Annotated in this window: 20 protein-coding genes and 1 pseudogene; 5 read left to right on the top strand and 16 right to left on the bottom strand. The window is 47.9% G+C overall.

From position 1 onward, the window contains the following. Window positions 1-263: 263 nt before the first annotated feature. Window positions 264-3326 carry a hybrid sensor histidine kinase/response regulator gene (locus tag PGL02S_RS06645; RefSeq protein ID WP_244892317.1) on the bottom strand — a complete coding sequence of 1021 codons (3063 nt, stop codon included), beginning with the start codon at window positions 3324-3326 and terminating at the stop codon, window positions 264-266. Window positions 3327-3773: 447 nt separating this feature from the next. Between PGL02S_RS06645 and PGL02S_RS06640 the strand changes: the two genes are divergently transcribed. Next, window positions 3774-4556 (top strand): hypothetical protein, encoded by a 783-nt coding sequence (locus PGL02S_RS06640; RefSeq protein WP_244892318.1) that lies wholly within the window; start codon window positions 3774-3776, stop codon window positions 4554-4556. A gap of 235 nt (window positions 4557-4791) precedes the next feature. Here PGL02S_RS06640 and PGL02S_RS06635 read toward each other — a convergent pair whose 3' ends face one another. Genes PGL02S_RS06635 through PGL02S_RS06620 form a run of 5 tightly spaced genes read right to left on the bottom strand, consistent with a single transcriptional unit; the run spans window position 4792 to window position 9090 of the window. Next, window positions 4792-5580 carry an AAC(3) family N-acetyltransferase gene (locus PGL02S_RS06635; RefSeq protein WP_036640403.1) on the bottom strand — a complete coding sequence of 263 codons (789 nt, stop codon included), beginning with the start codon at window positions 5578-5580 and terminating at the stop codon, window positions 4792-4794. 53 nt (window positions 5581-5633) lie between these two features. Next, the gene (locus PGL02S_RS06630) at window positions 5634-6935 is read right to left on the bottom strand and encodes a glycosyltransferase family 2 protein (protein ID WP_036640405.1); all 1302 of its coding nucleotides are present in this window, start codon (window positions 6933-6935) and stop codon (window positions 5634-5636) included. After that, window positions 6928-7071, bottom strand: a complete 144-nt coding sequence (locus PGL02S_RS28100) for a hypothetical protein (protein ID WP_006207234.1) — start codon at window positions 7069-7071, stop codon at window positions 6928-6930. The genes PGL02S_RS06630 and PGL02S_RS28100 overlap by 8 nt, the downstream gene beginning before the upstream one ends. A gap of 50 nt (window positions 7072-7121) precedes the next feature. Beyond that, on the bottom strand, window positions 7122-7997 hold the full coding sequence (locus PGL02S_RS06625; RefSeq protein ID WP_036640622.1) for a GGDEF domain-containing protein: 876 nt from the start codon (window positions 7995-7997) through the stop codon (window positions 7122-7124). Continuing rightward, window positions 7987-9090: a glycosyl hydrolase gene (locus PGL02S_RS06620; RefSeq protein WP_051449205.1), complete on the bottom strand. Its 1104-nt coding sequence runs from the start codon at window positions 9088-9090 to the stop codon at window positions 7987-7989. The genes PGL02S_RS06625 and PGL02S_RS06620 overlap by 11 nt, the downstream gene beginning before the upstream one ends. A 431-nt stretch (window positions 9091-9521) precedes the next feature. Between PGL02S_RS06620 and PGL02S_RS29105 the strand changes: the two genes are divergently transcribed. Continuing rightward, the gene (locus PGL02S_RS29105) at window positions 9522-9761 is read left to right on the top strand and encodes an aldehyde dehydrogenase family protein (RefSeq protein ID WP_036640409.1); all 240 of its coding nucleotides are present in this window, start codon (window positions 9522-9524) and stop codon (window positions 9759-9761) included. 5 nt (window positions 9762-9766) lie between these two features. Beyond that, window positions 9767-9922 (top strand): aldehyde dehydrogenase family protein, encoded by a 156-nt coding sequence (locus PGL02S_RS29100; protein WP_409372503.1) that lies wholly within the window; start codon window positions 9767-9769, stop codon window positions 9920-9922. Between the two features lie 228 nt (window positions 9923-10150). Here the strand turns inward: PGL02S_RS29100 and PGL02S_RS06610 are convergent, their stop codons facing one another. From PGL02S_RS06610 to PGL02S_RS29095, 3 genes and pseudogenes are all read right to left on the bottom strand, one after another. Next, a complete protein-coding gene (locus PGL02S_RS06610; protein WP_036640411.1) occupies window positions 10151-11521 on the bottom strand; it encodes a hypothetical protein in 1371 nt (456 codons plus the stop codon). A 204-nt stretch (window positions 11522-11725) separates the two neighbouring features. Further along, a complete protein-coding gene (locus tag PGL02S_RS06605; protein ID WP_159063492.1) occupies window positions 11726-12121 on the bottom strand; it encodes an S-layer homology domain-containing protein in 396 nt (131 codons plus the stop codon). A 12-nt stretch (window positions 12122-12133) separates the two neighbouring features. Then, window positions 12134-12184: pseudogene (locus PGL02S_RS29095) on the bottom strand (S-layer homology domain-containing protein); the annotation flags it as partial. Window positions 12185-12483: 299 nt separating this feature from the next. On the opposite strand from PGL02S_RS29095, the gene PGL02S_RS06595 reads away from it, so the two are divergent. Beyond that, window positions 12484-13374, top strand: coding sequence for a hypothetical protein (locus PGL02S_RS06595; protein WP_036640416.1), 891 nt, complete (start codon window positions 12484-12486; stop codon window positions 13372-13374). Window positions 13375-13589: 215 nt separating this feature from the next. Here the strand turns inward: PGL02S_RS06595 and PGL02S_RS06590 are convergent, their stop codons facing one another. From PGL02S_RS06590 to PGL02S_RS06565, 5 genes are all read right to left on the bottom strand, one after another. Continuing rightward, window positions 13590-13805 (bottom strand): glyoxalase/bleomycin resistance/dioxygenase family protein, encoded by a 216-nt coding sequence (locus tag PGL02S_RS06590; RefSeq protein WP_036640418.1) that lies wholly within the window; start codon window positions 13803-13805, stop codon window positions 13590-13592. A 796-nt stretch (window positions 13806-14601) separates the two neighbouring features. Then, window positions 14602-14862 carry a hypothetical protein gene (locus tag PGL02S_RS06580; protein ID WP_235187374.1) on the bottom strand — a complete coding sequence of 87 codons (261 nt, stop codon included), beginning with the start codon at window positions 14860-14862 and terminating at the stop codon, window positions 14602-14604. A 36-nt stretch (window positions 14863-14898) separates the two neighbouring features. Beyond that, the gene (locus tag PGL02S_RS06575; protein ID WP_006207244.1) at window positions 14899-15435 is read right to left on the bottom strand and encodes a hypothetical protein; all 537 of its coding nucleotides are present in this window, start codon (window positions 15433-15435) and stop codon (window positions 14899-14901) included. Between the two features lie 140 nt (window positions 15436-15575). After that, a complete protein-coding gene (locus PGL02S_RS06570; RefSeq protein ID WP_006207245.1) occupies window positions 15576-16016 on the bottom strand; it encodes an Hsp20/alpha crystallin family protein in 441 nt (146 codons plus the stop codon). 363 nt (window positions 16017-16379) lie between these two features. Next, complete coding sequence (locus tag PGL02S_RS06565; protein ID WP_231887964.1) at window positions 16380-16640, bottom strand: hypothetical protein; 261 nt, start codon at window positions 16638-16640, stop codon at window positions 16380-16382. Between the two features lie 76 nt (window positions 16641-16716). On the opposite strand from PGL02S_RS06565, the gene PGL02S_RS28095 reads away from it, so the two are divergent. After that, window positions 16717-16917, top strand: a complete 201-nt coding sequence (locus PGL02S_RS28095) for a hypothetical protein (RefSeq protein ID WP_006207247.1) — start codon at window positions 16717-16719, stop codon at window positions 16915-16917. Here the strand turns inward: PGL02S_RS28095 and PGL02S_RS06560 are convergent, their stop codons facing one another. Together PGL02S_RS06560 and PGL02S_RS06555 are read right to left on the bottom strand one after the other, a co-directional pair. Then, window positions 16918-17376 (bottom strand): Hsp20/alpha crystallin family protein, encoded by a 459-nt coding sequence (locus tag PGL02S_RS06560; RefSeq protein WP_155984604.1) that lies wholly within the window; start codon window positions 17374-17376, stop codon window positions 16918-16920. A 38-nt stretch (window positions 17377-17414) separates the two neighbouring features. Continuing rightward, window positions 17415-17684, bottom strand: coding sequence for a hypothetical protein (locus PGL02S_RS06555; protein WP_244892319.1), 270 nt, complete (start codon window positions 17682-17684; stop codon window positions 17415-17417). Between the last annotated feature and the right edge of the window lie 8 nt (window positions 17685-17692).

The raw sequence follows: 17692 nt of genomic DNA, 5'->3' as shown, positions 1-17692 counted from the left end.
CAGGAAGTTGCGGCTGTCAGCTTAAAATCTTGTAATACAATAAGACCCACTCCAAGCTGTGCCTGGAGAAAAACGCAAGGAGTAGCTGCAGCATCCATAGATGAGATAGCGAAATTTGGCTTCGCACCTCAGATGATCCAATTTAGGATGCGGCAATATGCCAAACCAAGTCAGCGAACCTCCGTAGAGCCGCCCGCGTTCGAGCGAGTAATCATAAAAAAACGCAACCACACCGGGCTGCGTTTCAAACTGCTCTTACGTTGTCACTTCATTCCGAGACGCACATGAAAAGTTACCTCGGTCCCTTTACCTAACACACTCTGGATACGGAGTCCTGCTCCGAAATGCCGTTTTAACCGCTGGTCCGTATTGATCAAGCCGACGCCCGACCGATTCTCTGCTTTTCTATCCAATATTTGCTGCAATTTAGCTTCACTCATGCCGACACCGTCGTCTTGAACCGTTATCTCTGCATGCGTGGTTCGGACAGCAATCCGAATATGTATTTTACCTCCGCGCGTGCGCTTCATAATGCCGTGTCTGATCGCATTTTCCACTAAAGGCTGGATCGAAAGGAACGGAACTTTTAATTCCTCGCAGTCATCCAGCTCCCATACAACCTGCAGCCTGTCTTCAAACCGAACACTTTCAATGTAGACGTAAGATCGAATTAGACTCAGCTCCTCTTCAATCGGAACAAGTCCATCCGTATTCTGGAACCTGAATTTATACCTCAAAAAATGGCTGAACTCATCAAGCAAGGTACGCATCTTATCCAGATTCACGTCGCTTAGAGCGGTTACAGCACTTAATGCATTGAATAAAAAATGAGGCTGGATTTGAGCTTGCAGCCATGCCGCTTCGAGTCGTAGTTGTTCCCGGACCGTTTGTTTAATCGTGGTCAGCGCCTCGATCCGCGACCGGATCTCTATTGCTTCCACCGGCTTGGTCACATAATCGTTCGCTCCCGCCAAAAATCCGCTTTGGATATCCTTCGGCTGGCTTCTTGCAGTAAGAAGCAGCACCGGGAGCTCCGTGAGTGTAAAACGCTCACGAATCCTTCGAGTCAGCTCATAACCGGACATCTGCGGCATCATAATATCGGAGATGACCAGATCCCATTCCTGAGCATCCAGAACAGCCAACACTTCTTTACCGCTGGTTGCCATTGTTACATCATATTCGTCAGGTGGCAATATGGCTTCTAGCACTTGCAGGTTGACGGGATCGTCATCCACAATTAACAGACGCGGGCGATCACGACTATTCTCGATTACAACCGGTTGTTTTGCAGCTGGCGGCATTCGTTCCACTTCTTCCAAGCCGGCTGCGGCTGTTTCCTGGATCGGCGTCCATCGTAATCCCACTGGCTCGAACGGGTTTGATCCGCTCTGCTCCTCCTCTGCGTTCATACCTGCCAGCTCTAACGAGAAGGTAAACGTCGAGCCCTCTCCCGGTGCAGAGGATACTTCTAAAGTACCTTGATGAAGCTCAATGAGCTGCTTGCTTATACTTAAACCTAACCCAAAGCCGCCTTCAATCATGGTCTCGCTAGCACTCGCTTGCTCATACGGAAGGAATAGACGCTTCAGCATGTCTTCATCCATTCCGATCCCCGTGTCAGCAATCACGATATAAGCTCTTCCGGAATCTGCAAATGCTTGAATCGTTATGTTCCCTTCGTTCGTATATTTCACGGCATTGTGCAGCAAGTTGAACACGATCTGAATCACCCGGCTCTCATCCGCCATGACGGAAGGAAAATCTTCCGGAATCTGATTCAAGGTAGCTACCGACTTCACTTCTGCGTTAAGCTGCAGCATATCGATGACGCCGGTCACAATAGGCTGAATCGATATAGTTTTTTTCTGCAGCCGCGGATTGCCTTCCCGTAAACTCATCACATCAATCAGATCATTTAAGATTAGGGTCAGCTGACGCCCTACAGCCAGAATCGTTTCAAGCTCTTTGATGCTCCTGTTTTGCAGCGAAGGGCGTTCCCTTTTCAGAACGGATTGAGACATGTTTAACATGCTATGGAGCGGGTTCTTAAATTCATGTGAGGTGTTTGCCAAGAACTGATCCTTATGGTCATTCACTCTTTGCAAGGTTGCGGCAAGCTCCCTGGTATTTGCATGCATGTTGAAATAACCCTTGAACCAGATCGAGGCCAGGCATCCCATCGAGATCACCAAATCAACCGGATAGTGGATCATACTCAAGCCGCTTTCCCGCCAGAATAACGACCATAACAGATGATGAACCAGTACGAGCATGGAACACAGCAATAACAGATGGTGTTTGATATCCTGGATGACTCTTTTAAAGATGGCCATGATTGTAATCACGACAGCTACAGCGGCCAACAAGAAATAAACCGGGAAGAGCATAATCACCTGATGGGGAGCCAGAAACATCGTAATGCCCGCAGTCCCCAGATTGATGGCCGTGTAAACAGGATACATCCTGCTCCAATAAGGAAGCTCCCGATGATTCGTGCATTCCAACAACGCATAACATCCGATGATGAATGCCATATTGGAAAGCCGGAAATCCCAATCGCTTCCAATGTAAAATAATTGGTGAAACAGCTTCTCATCGTTGCTGAATACGTTGCTGATGGTTATACATAGAGCCAGCAAAGAAAAATAAAGCAGTCTCTTTTCCCGATTTCCCAGCAAAAACAAAATGAGTGCATAGACAGAGTGCATAAGAAATATGACGGCCCCCAGCGTCTGCATCGAAACGGAAAGTTTCATTGCCCTTGCAAGAGCTTCCTCGGAACCGAATGTAACGGACCTGACAATGCCGCTGTTTCGACTATCCACATAATTTGCGGCCTGAATCACGAGTTCAATGACGCCGTTGTCGTCTGCCGCAAAGCTTGTGGAATAAGGCAGGTTCTTCGCTGTATATTCTTCCTTCACGTCCGCCACCTGCCCGGATTTGGCAAGCAATCGGCCGTTGACATATAACTCGGATGACGTACGCACGCTGGGTACGCGAATACTATAATTAGTAGCCTCTTCCGGATCTACAAGAATTCGCAGGCGATAGGATGCGAATCCATATGGAGTTGGCTTCTCGCCTTCACCAGGCAAAGCCTCATTCCATCCTCCGGGAACCGAGATCAGCCTCGGCTCCAGCTCGCCCGTTGCATGCTGCCGGCTGCCCCCTTGCAGCCATTGTGAAGGGTAAACCTCCCATTCCCCATCAAGCAACAGAATGCCGCCATCTTCAGCCTTCCAATCACGCAAATCCAATTGCCCGTTCTTTATGGGAACCTGTCGTTGATCAGGAAACCAATCCATCCACAATATGCGCATGCTCGATAGAACGATGATGAATAACCCTATCCATAACAGGATATGGCTCTTTCTTATTTGGTAGCTTGGCGGGTCCTTTACCAAGGAATATTCCTCTCCTAATCCATTCACTAATATAGGCGTTCACCCATAATCTACCACATCTAACATCGCGGTAGGAAGAAGGATTGAGATATCCTTGTGTCTATATTATGAAGCTATAATAGGCCCAGTCTGATGCTGCGCTCGGTTCCCCCGGATTCTATGAAGCGCTATCGCCATTTTCTATCCATTAAAACCTAAAGAATATGGAAGATTATTCCGATACTATGAGGTAGAAAGAAGAGCAATGGGAATACATAGGATAGGGGTGCGTTAATGATGAAGATTCATAGCTCGACCCAACAAGACTTAAACCTATACATAAACTCAAAGCAGAATGCGGAGAAGCCTTCCCTGGTCACAGACATGATGCCCATAATTCCGCATAACACCGACAGCGTGGAGATCAGCCCGGCTGCCAGACAGTTGGCGGCATCGGATATTGTGAATCATTCGGCTGTCTATTTTGGAACCACTCAAATCAATGATTCGCTGAATCGTCTTCTCACCGATCAACCCCCGGAGGTGAAGGAAGCCGTTTACGGCATCATTCAGTCCAATTTCATTACAGACGTGACCGGAGAGGCAGAACGAGCGGCGTTATTGGAATTAGGACTCACTCAAGCCCAGTATATGGCGGATAACTACATGGAAGATGACGAAGCAGCGGAATTCATGAATACGATCCGTCAAATCGGAGCCATCTCCCAAACCAGAACGGTGGATCCTGAGACAAATGAGGTCCATTACGAAACACCGCCGCAGAGGCCGGTTGGAGCCCCGGATGATTATATAGATCTAACCTATATGATGAAGAAATTCGAGCCGAGCACGCTGGACAAGCTGCAAGAAGCGATAGTGAACGGAAAAGATTGGAACAGCATCCTGCTGAACTTTGCCAAGAACGTATCGACTCGCAAGGATTGGGTGGAGGAATACCGGGAGGAAGCTGCACGACAGTTCGGGGACATCGCGGGTGAGAACAGATTCGAACATGCCTCAACCGCCAGCTTGCCCGAGTTCGTCCAGGATATCAACAACATCATTGCCCAGACCGGATTCGAAAATAGTAAGTATCTGATAGACAATATGGAGGCTTTTAAGTCCAAACTTAAGGTGACCGATCTGCAAGCAGACGCCTTAGGATAGGGTTCACCTTAAATAAGAGCGCTACCTGACAGGTGAGCGCTCTTAAATTCCCTTTATTTTCAGCCGCTGGATGCTTCTCAAGGGTCAATTGATAGCATTCCAATAGGTCGTATCTTCGAAGGACGATTTTTTACATTTCCCGAAATCCTTGCCTTATGCCAAACCGATTTAATAGCGGCAGACAACTCAGGCTATCTCCTCTTTCGAATGTGAAAACGGATATATATCCTATGTATTATAAACGAACTCTTCCTTCAGCATGCTGACCCTCCAAGGGCTGATTATCCGAGAATAAATCCCGATTGTCCCTGAGCATCTCGGTCAGGATATCCGTCACCGCAGCTGCATCGCATACCCGGACAACGGCATCGCCAAACCGCCCCTTATGCATCGCGCCTTGACTTTCAAGGACCTCATCGACTTTCCAGAAATGCTCCGACCACGACAACCCGCAATGTCTGCGGGAAGGTACCGGAATTTCCGTGCCATCGGGTAAAACCGTGTACAGCTTCTCATGCCCATCCGTTAACCTGCCCTGTATGTCCACCCACTCTTCGATTCCATGAATAAAGGTGTTGCGCTTTAAATCGACCCCCACCAACAAAATGGCCGCCCTTCGGTCGAGCAGTTTCCCCCAGGAGGAACCCCTGGCGCACGGCGTATCGAAATGGTGATCGTCACTTGTGAACGCTATGGAATCCCTGCCTAATGCGGCCACCGAATGCGTGGGGTGCAGCGAACGCACCACACCTGGACGTTTGCGAAAAAGTTCGGGCAGGATCCCGACGCACACAGGTGATTGATCCACGTAAAATTTCGGATGTTCCTCATTGATGTAAGACCACGTATGAGTGGGCAGCACCAGCAGCCCCTCTTGCATGTGCGATGTAAACGCATCCAATACAGTGTCCGCGCCACCCTCGACCGGGCCTATGCTTTTCATTGAAGAATGGATCAGCAGCGTCCCGGAGCCGTCAATGCCAAGCTGCTCCAATTGCTTCATTAAGCTCTCCATAGTGTGCATGTTCTTCCCCTCCTCCGGCCCATTATATCAGAACTTCTCCTGCAACGGTCCCCTCATCCAAATCGCTGCGTTTTGTACCACTTGGCTTTTCTCCCCGTCACTTTGTCTACAACAAAAGAATAGAGGGCCCGCAAGGAGATCAGCAGGAATAGCTGAGCATACGTGAAATACGATAGGCAGGAAAGAATAAAGTTCTGTATCGAGCTTTGCCCGACATCGGTTGCCAGCGCCAGATTGATCTGCAGTACAAAAAGGTAATACATCAATCCCCAGGCCACCATCAGATAAACATATACATCATCTGCAAACTGGAACGGTGACACCACATCCGGTTTGAACAGTGCAATCATCCAGTAAACCAGATTGACACCGATGATGATATCCGACACGATAATGGACAGTAAAAACCAGAAATAACTCGCCGCATAGTACAGTACATGAAGCTTAATGCGCCAGCTTGACCGATCAAACAAATGATGGATATTCTCCATCACAACGGAAAAGTTCCCTTTGGCCCAGCGTTCCCGCTGCTTCAAGTACACACTGAGCTGCTCCGGCTCCTGCTGATAAGCTTCTGCCTGGGGAGCCAGCGCGATGAGCTGTCCCCGGGTCATAATCTCGAAGGATATGGCCGTATCCTCCGTAATTGCCTCCGTATCCCAGCCGCCGATCTCAAGGATCAAATCTGTTTTCACAATAAAATTCGTCCCCGGAATGGTTCCCAGCTTGAACAGCTCCCACAGTCCGGTATGATAGATTCGCTGAGCTGTAACCAGCTCCAGATTAATGCATTTGGAGAGAAAATTCTGCCCACGGTTTCTGGCCTTGTTCCGCCCGAAGACCGCTCCATAGGTTTTGGGGTCTTCCATTGCTTTCTCGATCAAAAAGTACAGTGCGTTCCGCTCCGGCGCCGCGTCAGCGTCAAAAATACAAATCCATTCATGTTTGGCAAACGCCAGCGCATCATTAAGCGCCCCCGATTTACCGCCCGTTCCTGAACGCTCAAATACCATGAAATCCCGGTCCCGATACGCTGCCTTGCTGTTCAGAGCCTTCAGTCTTCCAGCGGTACCATCGCTGCAGTTATCGGCAATGACAATGAGCTGCACCTTATCCTTCGGATAATTCAGCCGCAGTATATGCTCCGCCGTTGCCGCGATCACCAATTCTTCATTGTGCGCGGGGACCAGGACGGTGACCTTGGGGAAATGTGCCATCTGATCCGCATCGGGAATGGTCCATTCCTTACGGCTCTGTCTGAAAATAAACCGGACCGCTCCCACCATTATCAGGATCGATTGAAACACCGCACCCCATATGCTGATAATACAAAACATTAATAATGCGTCAGCCACTGTTCTTCCTCCGGTCGTATCTTCGATTCACACGAACCCGAAGGCTCAGCGTTGCAATGAACAGCCCCAGAACCGCAAAGGCAAACATCAGGCTGACAATCTTGCATAACGGAACAAACCACGCAGTGTAAGACATCTATTACATCTCCTTCTCTGCCTGCTGCTTATTGAATAATGCGCAAAAATTCATATATATTCTCCGATCAAATCCGTCTCCGTGTTGCGTTCAAGTGCGGCAATGACGGCATCCGCGTCTTCGTATTGACTGAATTGCTCCTTAGCAAAGACCAGGGCCCCTGCACGGATCACCAGATTCAGCTCCCCGCCTTTCCCGTCCTGAGACGGAATGTCTACCAGCGCGTGCCTAATTCGGTCTGTCAATGTCATTAAATACTCCTGGTCTGTCATAGGGAGCAGCACAATAAATCTTCCCCGGTCCAGGGCGAATTTGTAATCCTCGTACCGAATATGCTTCCGTATCCCTTCCGATAAGGAGGCGAGAAGTTGGGCATAGCCTTGTGAACCCAGGGATTCCTGCACCATCGGCAGAAATTCAATTTTAAACATGACCAGGCAGAAGTTATACGTATCTGAATAACGATTAGCGAGATTAGACTGCTTGATCAGCGTTTCCCTAAAAGCTTCCTTATTGCCTAGCGCGGTGGCTAAATCCACTTCCGGATTCTTTCGTTGCAGCTCCTCCAGCCGCTCCATTAGCCGCTTATTGCGAACCAGCCCGGTTTTGATGAATGCGGCAACGGCTACATTGGCTGGGAGCAGCCAGAGCCAGGAGATGGACAGCACATCGACCTTTGCATAAGTCGTAAGCCATACAAAATAAGCCACGATATATACAAAAATACAAACGACCGAGACCCCGGCAGGGGCCAGGAAGCCCAGCATCAGAGCCGCAAGGCAGCCAATGGCGAATCCCAGCTCCAGTAAGGTAAAGGATTGGTCTCTAAAGACATTGATATAGACCAATAGCTCCTGCAGCACTGCTAAACCGATCAGAAGGGCGTATCCCCCGACTGCGCGTTGAACCCATCTTTTATTTTCCATGTCCACCTCGATCAATAGCATATTCCCCTAATAAAGGAAGCAAGTTATCAAAAACATGCGTGTTCTTCTCGAACACATACCCCCCAGGATAACGGGTATCTTTCCCTTTTAAGGTCTGCAGACGTTTGTTCAGCTTGACGGCAAAGGGCCTGTCCTCCATTTGAATAGCAAACATGATAGCGAGACCATAAACCGAGGAAGACTCGTATTTCACCACGGCCTTTCGGTCGGCGCGTCTATACTGTCCCGCGATCTTTCCCGTCTGCTTCAATTCCTGCTTGAGGAATTGAAGCAGCGACTCTTGGCTCCTTTGCGTTTCCCCGACATGCATAGCGACCAGCAGCTGATCAATTAAATTCACATTTTCATCATATGTATATTCCCCGTTTACCACATGATAAGCTTTGGGATAAAACACGCCGTCATCCGGCATCCCCTGCAGCAGGGAATGATAGCGATTGTACGTTTTCATATCCAGTATGCCTTCTTCCAAGAGCCTGCGCAGTGCTGAAAGATCCACATAAGCAAGACTCAGGGTGTCGGGCAGTTCCTCCGTGGAGAAATCGTAGAAATCCACCAGATACCCGTTCTTTTGTGACCGGCTTAACAAGGTTTCCGCAAGATCGCTGGCAGTCGCCGTCCATTCGGAGTGGCCCTTCCATATCCGGGAACCTTCCACCAGAGCCCCTATAATCCGCAAATCGTCACCAAGTGCGTTTGTGCTGACTTCCGCCCCGCCTTCAGGATTTAGTTTCCATACAATATATTGACGATCTGCCGTAAAATAACGGGTTAATGCGTCATAACTCTTCTCAAATGCAACAAGGTCATGACTAGCCAGCGCCGCCTGCATCCAGAACCCAAGGGATTCGGAGAGAGCCTCTCGTCCCGCTGCCCATTCAGGATTGACCGATTCCGCTCCCTGTAAATAGGTAGCCATCGTACCATTCGGGTTGATCATATTCATCGTAATAAACCGTTTCGTTACATTTTCCCCCTTGGCTTGGATCAAACTTCCTCCGATCCCCAAGGCTGCGCCTAACCATAAGACAAGTCCTATCCACAAGACCTTACGTCCACTTCGCCACTTCAAACCGCCGACCTCCATCCCCTAAGGAGCAATACTTTTATGCAGAAAAAAAATCCTCACCCGAGGGTTCCCCCCCTCGCGAATTGTATCATTCCATTCTGTACAAAAACTGTACAAGTTGAGGGCTTCCGATCGTAACGGCAAAAAAAGAGCCATCCTTGTACGATGGCCCGTAACGTTTCACCTTTATTTTAAAAGGGTTAGGTATTTTCACTAATTTGCTCCATAATTGGCGAATGATAATATAGCAGATTAATAATACGTCGTGCCATTTCAGAAGCCTGATCACCTACAAAGGACATTCGATTTTGAAAAATATCTTGTAACTCTCGAAGCAATGCTCGATTTATATCCGGAATTAGATCATCGCATACCAGTAAATCATAAGAGTACAAGGATTTATTGCCGAAGCAAAAACTACAGGTGTAGAAGTATTGCTGGATAGCAGACGTGAGGGAAATATTGTGACACCTGCCATATTCGGAAATGTGTTCCCTGACAGTCGTTTAGCACAAACTGAATATTTCTCACCGATTGTATCCATCATTAAAGCAGCATCAGATGAAGATGCCATTAAAATTGCCAACAACACAGAATTTGGTTTGAGCTCAGCCATCTTTACAGCGGATTTGGAGAAAGGTAGCAGCTGGCAGCTGATTTGGAGTTTGGTATGACCCACGTGAATGACCAAACCGTCAATGCGATTGAAAATACACCATTCGGTGGTGTAAAAGGCTCAGGTGTGGGCCGTTTCGGTAACCCTTGGGTGATCGACGAATTCACAGAAATCAAATGGGTTTCTATTCAAATAGAAGAACGAAAATTCCCGTTTTAATCAACACTGCCCCTTTTGAATGAATAGGGAAAGTTTTATACCTCTAAAGCGATAAGGAGAACGCCGTAGTGGCGTTCTTCTTTATTTTCGGAGGCGGGAACTGGATGAAGCGCAGCTTCGAGCCCTCGTCGGGATACCTGCTAATCTCATTTTAATTGCCTTCATTTTCACTTCTACGGGGTAGCTACATTACGGGGGCCGTCCCCAAGACCTTGAGTAATTTACTTTTCAAGTTGGACTCAATTGCCATCTTGGTTCATCAATCAAGGGCTGCAGCTTCTGCTGGATCAATCTGCGCTCTTCCTGTTTCCATACATCTTCCAAAGATTCTTCCCATGCCTCTTCGTCAGCTAAATATCGGGCTAATTGCATCAGAGCATGATAGTCTCCTTCGTTGTTGCAATGAACGGCAGCATGGCTGACAAAACGATAAAGGATCGCATGTTCAAGCAAATAATCGACCAGGTCCGGATCACCCTCCTGCAATATCTTCTCGATGATCCGACTAGTCCCGTCGTACAGCTCTTTGGAGATCGTCTCTTGCATCAAGGCGGAGGCAAGTTCTCCTTTCACCGCGCAAGTATAGGCCAAATAACCATGTTGAACGGTGCTTTCGCAGCCCTTGGTCAGCAACCAGCGCTTTATTTCAGGTGTGGTTGCTTCAAGCTGCACCACCGCCTCGATTTTGCCCCATCCCTGAACGGACTGAGCAAGTTTCCAGATCAGCGGGTTGGGTTCTCGAGTACCACGAAGCAAGGCAAAAATAACGTACTCGGTGAATTCCTCATGCATACCAATCGCGCACAAACGTTCCTTGAACGGTTCACAATTCGTATGACCTAGAACCGTGACGGCGAATTTGACGACCTCTCGATGGGCGGCATGCTCGAGCAGCCATACGGCCTCTTGCTGCATAAGCGCTTCATCCAGATTCGCTTTTTCCAAGCGTTCGATGAACTCCCCTCCGTAACTGGCGAACCGGTCACATATAATGTCCTCGTACGTGGCCTTTCGCGTCTTGACCGTAGGATGATGAAGCTGCTTCGCGAATCTCTTGAGCAATTTTCTTGAGAAGAACGGCGTAGGCACATCATCTAGGTGCCGATCGGCATAACCGGCAGCCACCCGCGGATGATGGTCGCTATACACGTATTCGTCATCAGGTAAAGCATCATCCATCACGCGGTGGTGGATCTGAACTTGCTGCTCAATGAAAGGAACCAGCATTTCCTTATGATTCCACGGAAGAAAGTCTAATTTGATTGACTCCTTCCATACGACGGCCCGACCCACTTTGACGACGCATTTGAATCGGATAAGACCTCCAAACCTGACCTTCACCTTCTGCTTCACGCCATCGCCTACATCAAGTGTGCCGGATAAGGTTGAATACGGCTTCAACTTCAAATAGAACATCAGATTCTTCTGCTTGCGGTCCACGATTTGCCCGTCCAGTATGAGCTGCTCTTCTTTCAGCGCGTGATGAATTTCGATCACATGCCCTTTATAATCGATGCTCCATGTTTTTTGAAATTCTTTTTCGATATCCTTCATGACGTTGCGGAGGATATGTTGCTTAAAGTCTTCGATAAAACCCAATGCTTCTTCTCTCCTTCGATCCCTTTTCAGACATTATACAATGTATCGTTGAAGAGTTGAGGGTACGCTTTTTTACCAAAATAATCCCTTACCTCCAAGGATGGATGCGGAACACACCTCTGACATCGTCATACTGGATCACATACGGTTCACAGCATCTATAGAGCTAAATTTAAAGGCACCCTCTTGGATGCCTTTCATTCTTTATTTTAAGTCATCTAGCATGTTTAATAATATGGTTGCTGCCTCTGCTCTCGTAGTTTCGGCACGAGGGTTGAATTGGTTAGTACCCGTTCCTTGTATGATGCCATTATCCTTTAGGGCTTCCACTGCACCTTTAGCCCAGACAGGAATTTCCTTGTCATCTGTGAAAGAAGTTATCGCGTTCTCTTCGTTCGGTAACTTGAGTGTCTTCGCAATCATCATCGCTATCTCAGCGCGCGTTATATTTCGATTCGGACCGAAGGTACCGTCTTCATAGCCCTTAATAATGCCCAGTTGTAGTGCTTGTGAGACTGCTTTCTGTGCCCATGCTCCGATCTCAGCCTTATCTGTGAATATCAGCTCCGATCCTGCTTCTTGCATCTTCAGCGCATTCATTAGCATGACTACAAATTCCGAGCGTGTCACGGCATGATCTGGCTTAAACTTTCCATCGGGATATGTACACCTTCGCGATCAAAGTCTTGCAAAACCTCACATCTACGAAGACTGTTAGTTGCTCACACCATATTGCGAATCTATGATTACCTTCTAACTCGTAAAAAAATGTATGTGGAAGGTATTACAGTGGACAACATTCATGTGGTAATATATAGAAAAATTATGGATGCCTACAAAATTCACCTTTAGCTTCTCAACTATATTAAATTGAATTTTATTGTTGATCAGCCCGGCTGCGCCGCGGGGATTCTACCTTCGCAGCTCGAGGTACGAGAACCTTTCTCGGGAGGGACATACCAATGAGGAATACTGTGGAAGGTCAGCAAAAGCACGGGCAGCAAGATCATATTGAGATCCTGCCGCTGTTTTCCACCACGGACAAGAACGGACGGATGACTGCGCTCCAACCGGGACGCCCTGTCGGACGTGTGGCTCCGCTGCTGTCATGGTTGCTCGCTGCTGCTGTACTATGGGCGCTGGTAAGCTCCGTGCCGTTCGGCGCCCTGCTCGGCCTTGCGCCGACACCGGAGATCAGCAAGTTCCTCGGTCATCCTGTAACGGTGGGTGCCGCCGTGGTACTGCTGCTCGCCGCGATCGGTGCGACCGGTGGACTGTACTCGCGAGCGGACGATCAATTCGGACAAATCAGGGTCGCCGGCCTGTACTCAATGCTATCGATCGCAGGTGGAATCTCTGCTGTTGCGGGAGTCCTTCTGCTCTGGACGCTTATAAACAATCCATCGCGTCCCTTCGACCTTGAGGCCATAGTTACGTCGCCAACAATCCCACCAGAACTCGGAGCAATCGTTGGAGCTGGCTTCGCCCTCTGGGCCGTCATCGTACTCCTGCGGTTGCCTGGCTCCATCGTCCACGCCCAGCGGCGGCAAGCGGACATCGAGCGCCTCCGCGTGGAGGGCTCGTCATTCGCCGGGACGTTGACCGCCATAAAATTCGATAACCACTGGCTCTTCAATTATCCGATGTTCACAGTTGAAGTAACTTATATTGCAGAAGGTTCCCCTCATGTCGTATTAGCACACATGCGCACCAGCGCTGACCGCGTTCCTCTCGTCGGCTCACGCATGCTTGTGCTGACCGACAATCGAGGAACCATCCAAGTAGAGCTGGACCCGTCCAGTGAAGCAACTTTCGAGCTGGACGTTGGGAAGTACACCCCATCGGACGGTTAATTCCGCGCTCCTGATGCAGAGCGATTATAGAGGAGGTCAATCGAGTATGGGGTTAGCACATCGCTTCGGGAACCGCCGTGAAAATCGTCCCAAGGTTAAGACCAGCCATGCTGGAGAAGCAACTGGCAGACCAAGACGGTGCGGTGCGAAGCGCAGCAAGATTCACAGAAAAGCTGATGTAAGTTTGCGTAACAAACACCAGCTAGAAGTTCAGGTTATGTTTGGTGAAAAGAATCCCAAATTTCTTTATAATGCGGACCATGAATGAAACCGATAATGTTTCCAAAGGGATCAACTACCGATGCGGTAATCCAATCTTGAAAGTACGGCTCCACTCCCAGAAGCTTCGTATACCATTCTTTTGCCGCTTTGAGATCCTCTGCCCAGAAACTAATGTTTGCCATACCGCGTAATTGAGGTGTGTTTGTCATTTTAACAAGCTCCTTTTAGGTCAATTGGTGTATTACTCACTTGCAGGGCTCGATATCCCAAGATCAAGCACTGCAACGCAGGAACTTCTGGGATGGAGGCCCGTCCAGCCAGCACTGCTCCCCGACCTCCAACAGTCACACTACTTCAACAATTGATTGGAATGCTCCCGTCAATCCTTGCCAAAGGTACGGGGGCATTTTCCTTTCTAAGCCTCCCCCATCATTGCAAAGAAGAGATAAGGCTGCATCTACATCCCTCTTGTCACAACATTTTTCGCCGTCACTTATGATACGGTTCAGCTTAACGGGTCTATCGGAGAAAAATCCCCGCGACACATAGCTGCCAATCTTACTCGCTCCAAGGGCTATGATTCAAGCCTTCTTAACATGACAGAAGGCCACCGAAGTCATCGGCGGCCTGATTGTCAGTGATTCCACTCTCGTTGTCGTTTCCGTTAATCTAGAAAGCGAAGTAACCAAACATGACTCCAGCAAAACCCTCAAGAATACTCAATTCGCTCACTGTCCATTTGCCGTTTCCAAATATACATCCAACAACCGCTCTCTACTCTCAGCCGGTATCGCCATAGTCGCCATCGCCACATCAAGCCAAAAGTATCCATGTCCAAAAAAGCCGTAATTACGATTTTAGGTTAGCCTGTCCCATATCAGTATGAAAAGAAAAGCTTTTTTGCTGGCGTCAGGACCGTTCCTTTTCGCCTCCATCCCATTTCTCAGTTGATACCATTCTACAGCCTCATCAAATCGATCCCAAGGTGTCATAGAAAGATGTTTCTTAAGCCATTTGATTTTGCAACGAAGCGAAAGATTTGATGCCACTTATCCGGTTATCGATCACATCTTTATCGAAAACGATAGCGAAGAATTCCGTTTGTACGTTGATCCCTATATTTTGACAGTTAGCGTAATTGTGTTTCCCTTTCTGGCTCCAACCGGGCTGAGAATTTTCTCCTACTGCAATCGTGCACCCCTTATTCAATTGATTCACACTAATAGCTCCCGCCCCCAACGATATGTTGATAGCCAACCAACTCACCTCCGATAAGAGCCTATCCCTATAATTACATTCCATCTAAGTCTCCTCGGTGTCCTGAGTGATTCGAATATTTTTTATGACCGTAGATATATCTTCGTCATGCTGGTTTGTAATTATCGTCGCATCCACGGCATCGTTATCGTTAAGTACCCCAATGGTCCGTTTTAGCGAATTGATTCCAATGGGTTTGCCAACTCCAAAGTTATCTTTACGGGCAGTTCTCCATCCCAATTGCTTATTGTCGCCCAAGTCAATCGCACAAGAGTTGATTAAAGAATTCGTCTGGAGGGAGCCGAAATGAATGGCGCATTGCTGCTGGTTATTGGGAACTTCCGTTAAGATGATATTATGATAATCCTGAATGGTGAAGTCTACAATATCCTCATCATGGAGAACACCTACCGCATTCGACAAAACCGTATGACTCAACTCGCCGAATCCTTGGTTTGTTTTTTTAATCGTACTCCACCCAATCGCTTGGTTGGTCCCAATAAAAATCCCCGAAGTATCCTCGAGATGGTTAACGATCATTTTTTGAAATATGACGCTTGCCTTCTGTCCCGATACGTTCAACGACTAGACCTCCTTTATCAGAAGTAATGAATACACTGATGCTCTAAACTTTTCCGTTTCTCTCTTAAACAATGTCGTGAACTATCCCAGTCTAATTACTTCGTAAACAGGGTTCTTCATTATTAACATCATTAGCTGGATCAGGATCGTTCAAAATCGACTTGGATCGGGGTTTGATTTTCATCTTGGATAATTTGCAGCACCACGACCAGCAAACCTTTGGTGTACTTCGCGGAAATTGCTTCAGCGGACACAGGCTTCGGCAAAGCCAGCGACCGACAGAACGGGCCAAAGAACCTCTCACTTATTGTGATCCGAGGACCGGTAACGGGATAATGACAAGGCAAGTCGCCTTCCAATTCCAGCGTCTGCCCGATTAATTGAAGTCTTATTTGCTCCACCGATTCCAAACCGGGAAGCTCTACTAAAACAACCACCGTTGTTGAAGTATGAAAGACGTCGATCCGAGGACCCGAATTAGGTAGAAGCTCACTCATTTCACTCCAAAAGTCATCGCCGAGTACCTCAGTCACCTGGCTATAGAAATCTTTCGGTGTATTCGTCTTTATCCGCTCCTCCATACTAATCCCTCCAAGCGAGAATCTTGATTAAGGAAGGCAAACATAAGCTATATCATCGGCGGCCCCATATGAGAAACTAATTGATATCCGAAGACTTGGGTCTGTTTCCATTGGGATACTTCGGCTGGATCAAACCATTTAATTGATAAACGGTAGGCTCCCCACATTTTGTGCAATAAACCGCCGTTGGAGGATTCACAAAAGTACATCCTTTGCCAAATATTCCGGGTTCGTCCGAACAACGGTTTAGAATCGGAACTCCGCAGTCGCTGCAATACTCATCTTCCTCGCCCGGTATTCGCCCACAACGAATGCAAGGTTTTAAAACCGGCTTATCTCCCATGGGTCACGCCTCCCTTTTTCTTAAATCGTTTGATTTTGTAACGAAGCGGAAGGTTGAATTTCACCTATAGGGTTATCAATTGCATCTGGATCGACAACGGTAGCCACGAATCCCACTTGTACGTTAGCCCCAATATTTTGACCGTTGCCGTAATTGTCTTTCCCATTCTGGCTCCAGCCGGGTAGCGAGTTCTCCCCTATCGAAATTCCGCTTCCCCTATTCATTTGATTCACATTGATAGCTCCCGCTGCCAACGTAATGATTACAGCCAACCCGCTCACCCCCAATAGGAGACTATCTCTACATTTATATTCCGTCTAAGGCTCCTTGGTGTCATGAATGACTCGGTTATTTTGTATGACCGTAGATATATCCCCTTATTCTTCCGTCCGCTATAATGTCCGGATCGTGGATATCCTACCGCATTCGACAAGCTGCATGACTCAACTCGCCGAGCTTCCCATCGCAAAGACGGATATTCCTTCGGGCAGACAGCCTCTGCTTGAAGGAATGGCCAATTTGCTTCAAATGCCCTATCATTTTCGGATTAACGTTTAGTCATTTGCCTCCGTCGCGAACAAAGATCTCCCGAAACGGCTCTGGATCGCCTGTCTTGGAAAGACTGATTTCCAAGACGCCTTGATCATATTTTGAGGATGTCTGGTCCGGATCCACATCGTGAGGGAGCGCGATCTCCTCGGAAGAATCGCCATGTACGATTTTTAAAATTCGACTATTGACGTAAAATCTTATGTTCTTCAGCGAAACATCGGCTGGTATACTCCATCTTATGAAGATGGATTGATGCGTTTCGAACAGCTCGTAATCGAGTGAGTCGGCAAAATGATGAAGGCCTGCCTGTTGAAGCATAGTTTTGGGCATGTAATTTTTCATCGTATCTTGAACGAAATTTTCGATGCCTTTTGCGTTCAATTCCTTGTTTGCAAAAAGCATCTGCTCAGACCAATTATTTAGGAAACCTTGCCAAATGCTATTTGGGGCTTTTTTTTTATCCATCGCTTCAGTCACTACCCTTCTCCAAATGAAGTTCCTCCCTATTTTATGTGCTCGTTTTTGGAAATGATACCGTTGAGCCATTCGGGAATGTCTCCGTCCGTGACATGAAGCATATCCAGGAAATCGGAATCGTTGAGCAAAGAGCGGATGCCGGCTACCAGGTTCCGATCTCCGCTGACCGCTCCGAAACCTTGGGTCAATTTCTGATGGTTCTCGAAGCCGGCCGGCCGGTTATTCCCCATATTGATGCATGAAGCATTTTCCACGGATCCAATACGAATCGACCCGATCACGAATTGCGGTGACATAAAAGAAG

This window comes from Paenibacillus glucanolyticus NBRC 15330 (genome assembly GCF_004000885.1).
GTDB classification, from domain to species: Bacteria; Bacillota; Bacilli; order Paenibacillales; family Paenibacillaceae; genus Paenibacillus_AQ; species Paenibacillus_AQ glucanolyticus.
This window is presented reverse-complemented; position numbering and strand designations above follow the sequence as displayed.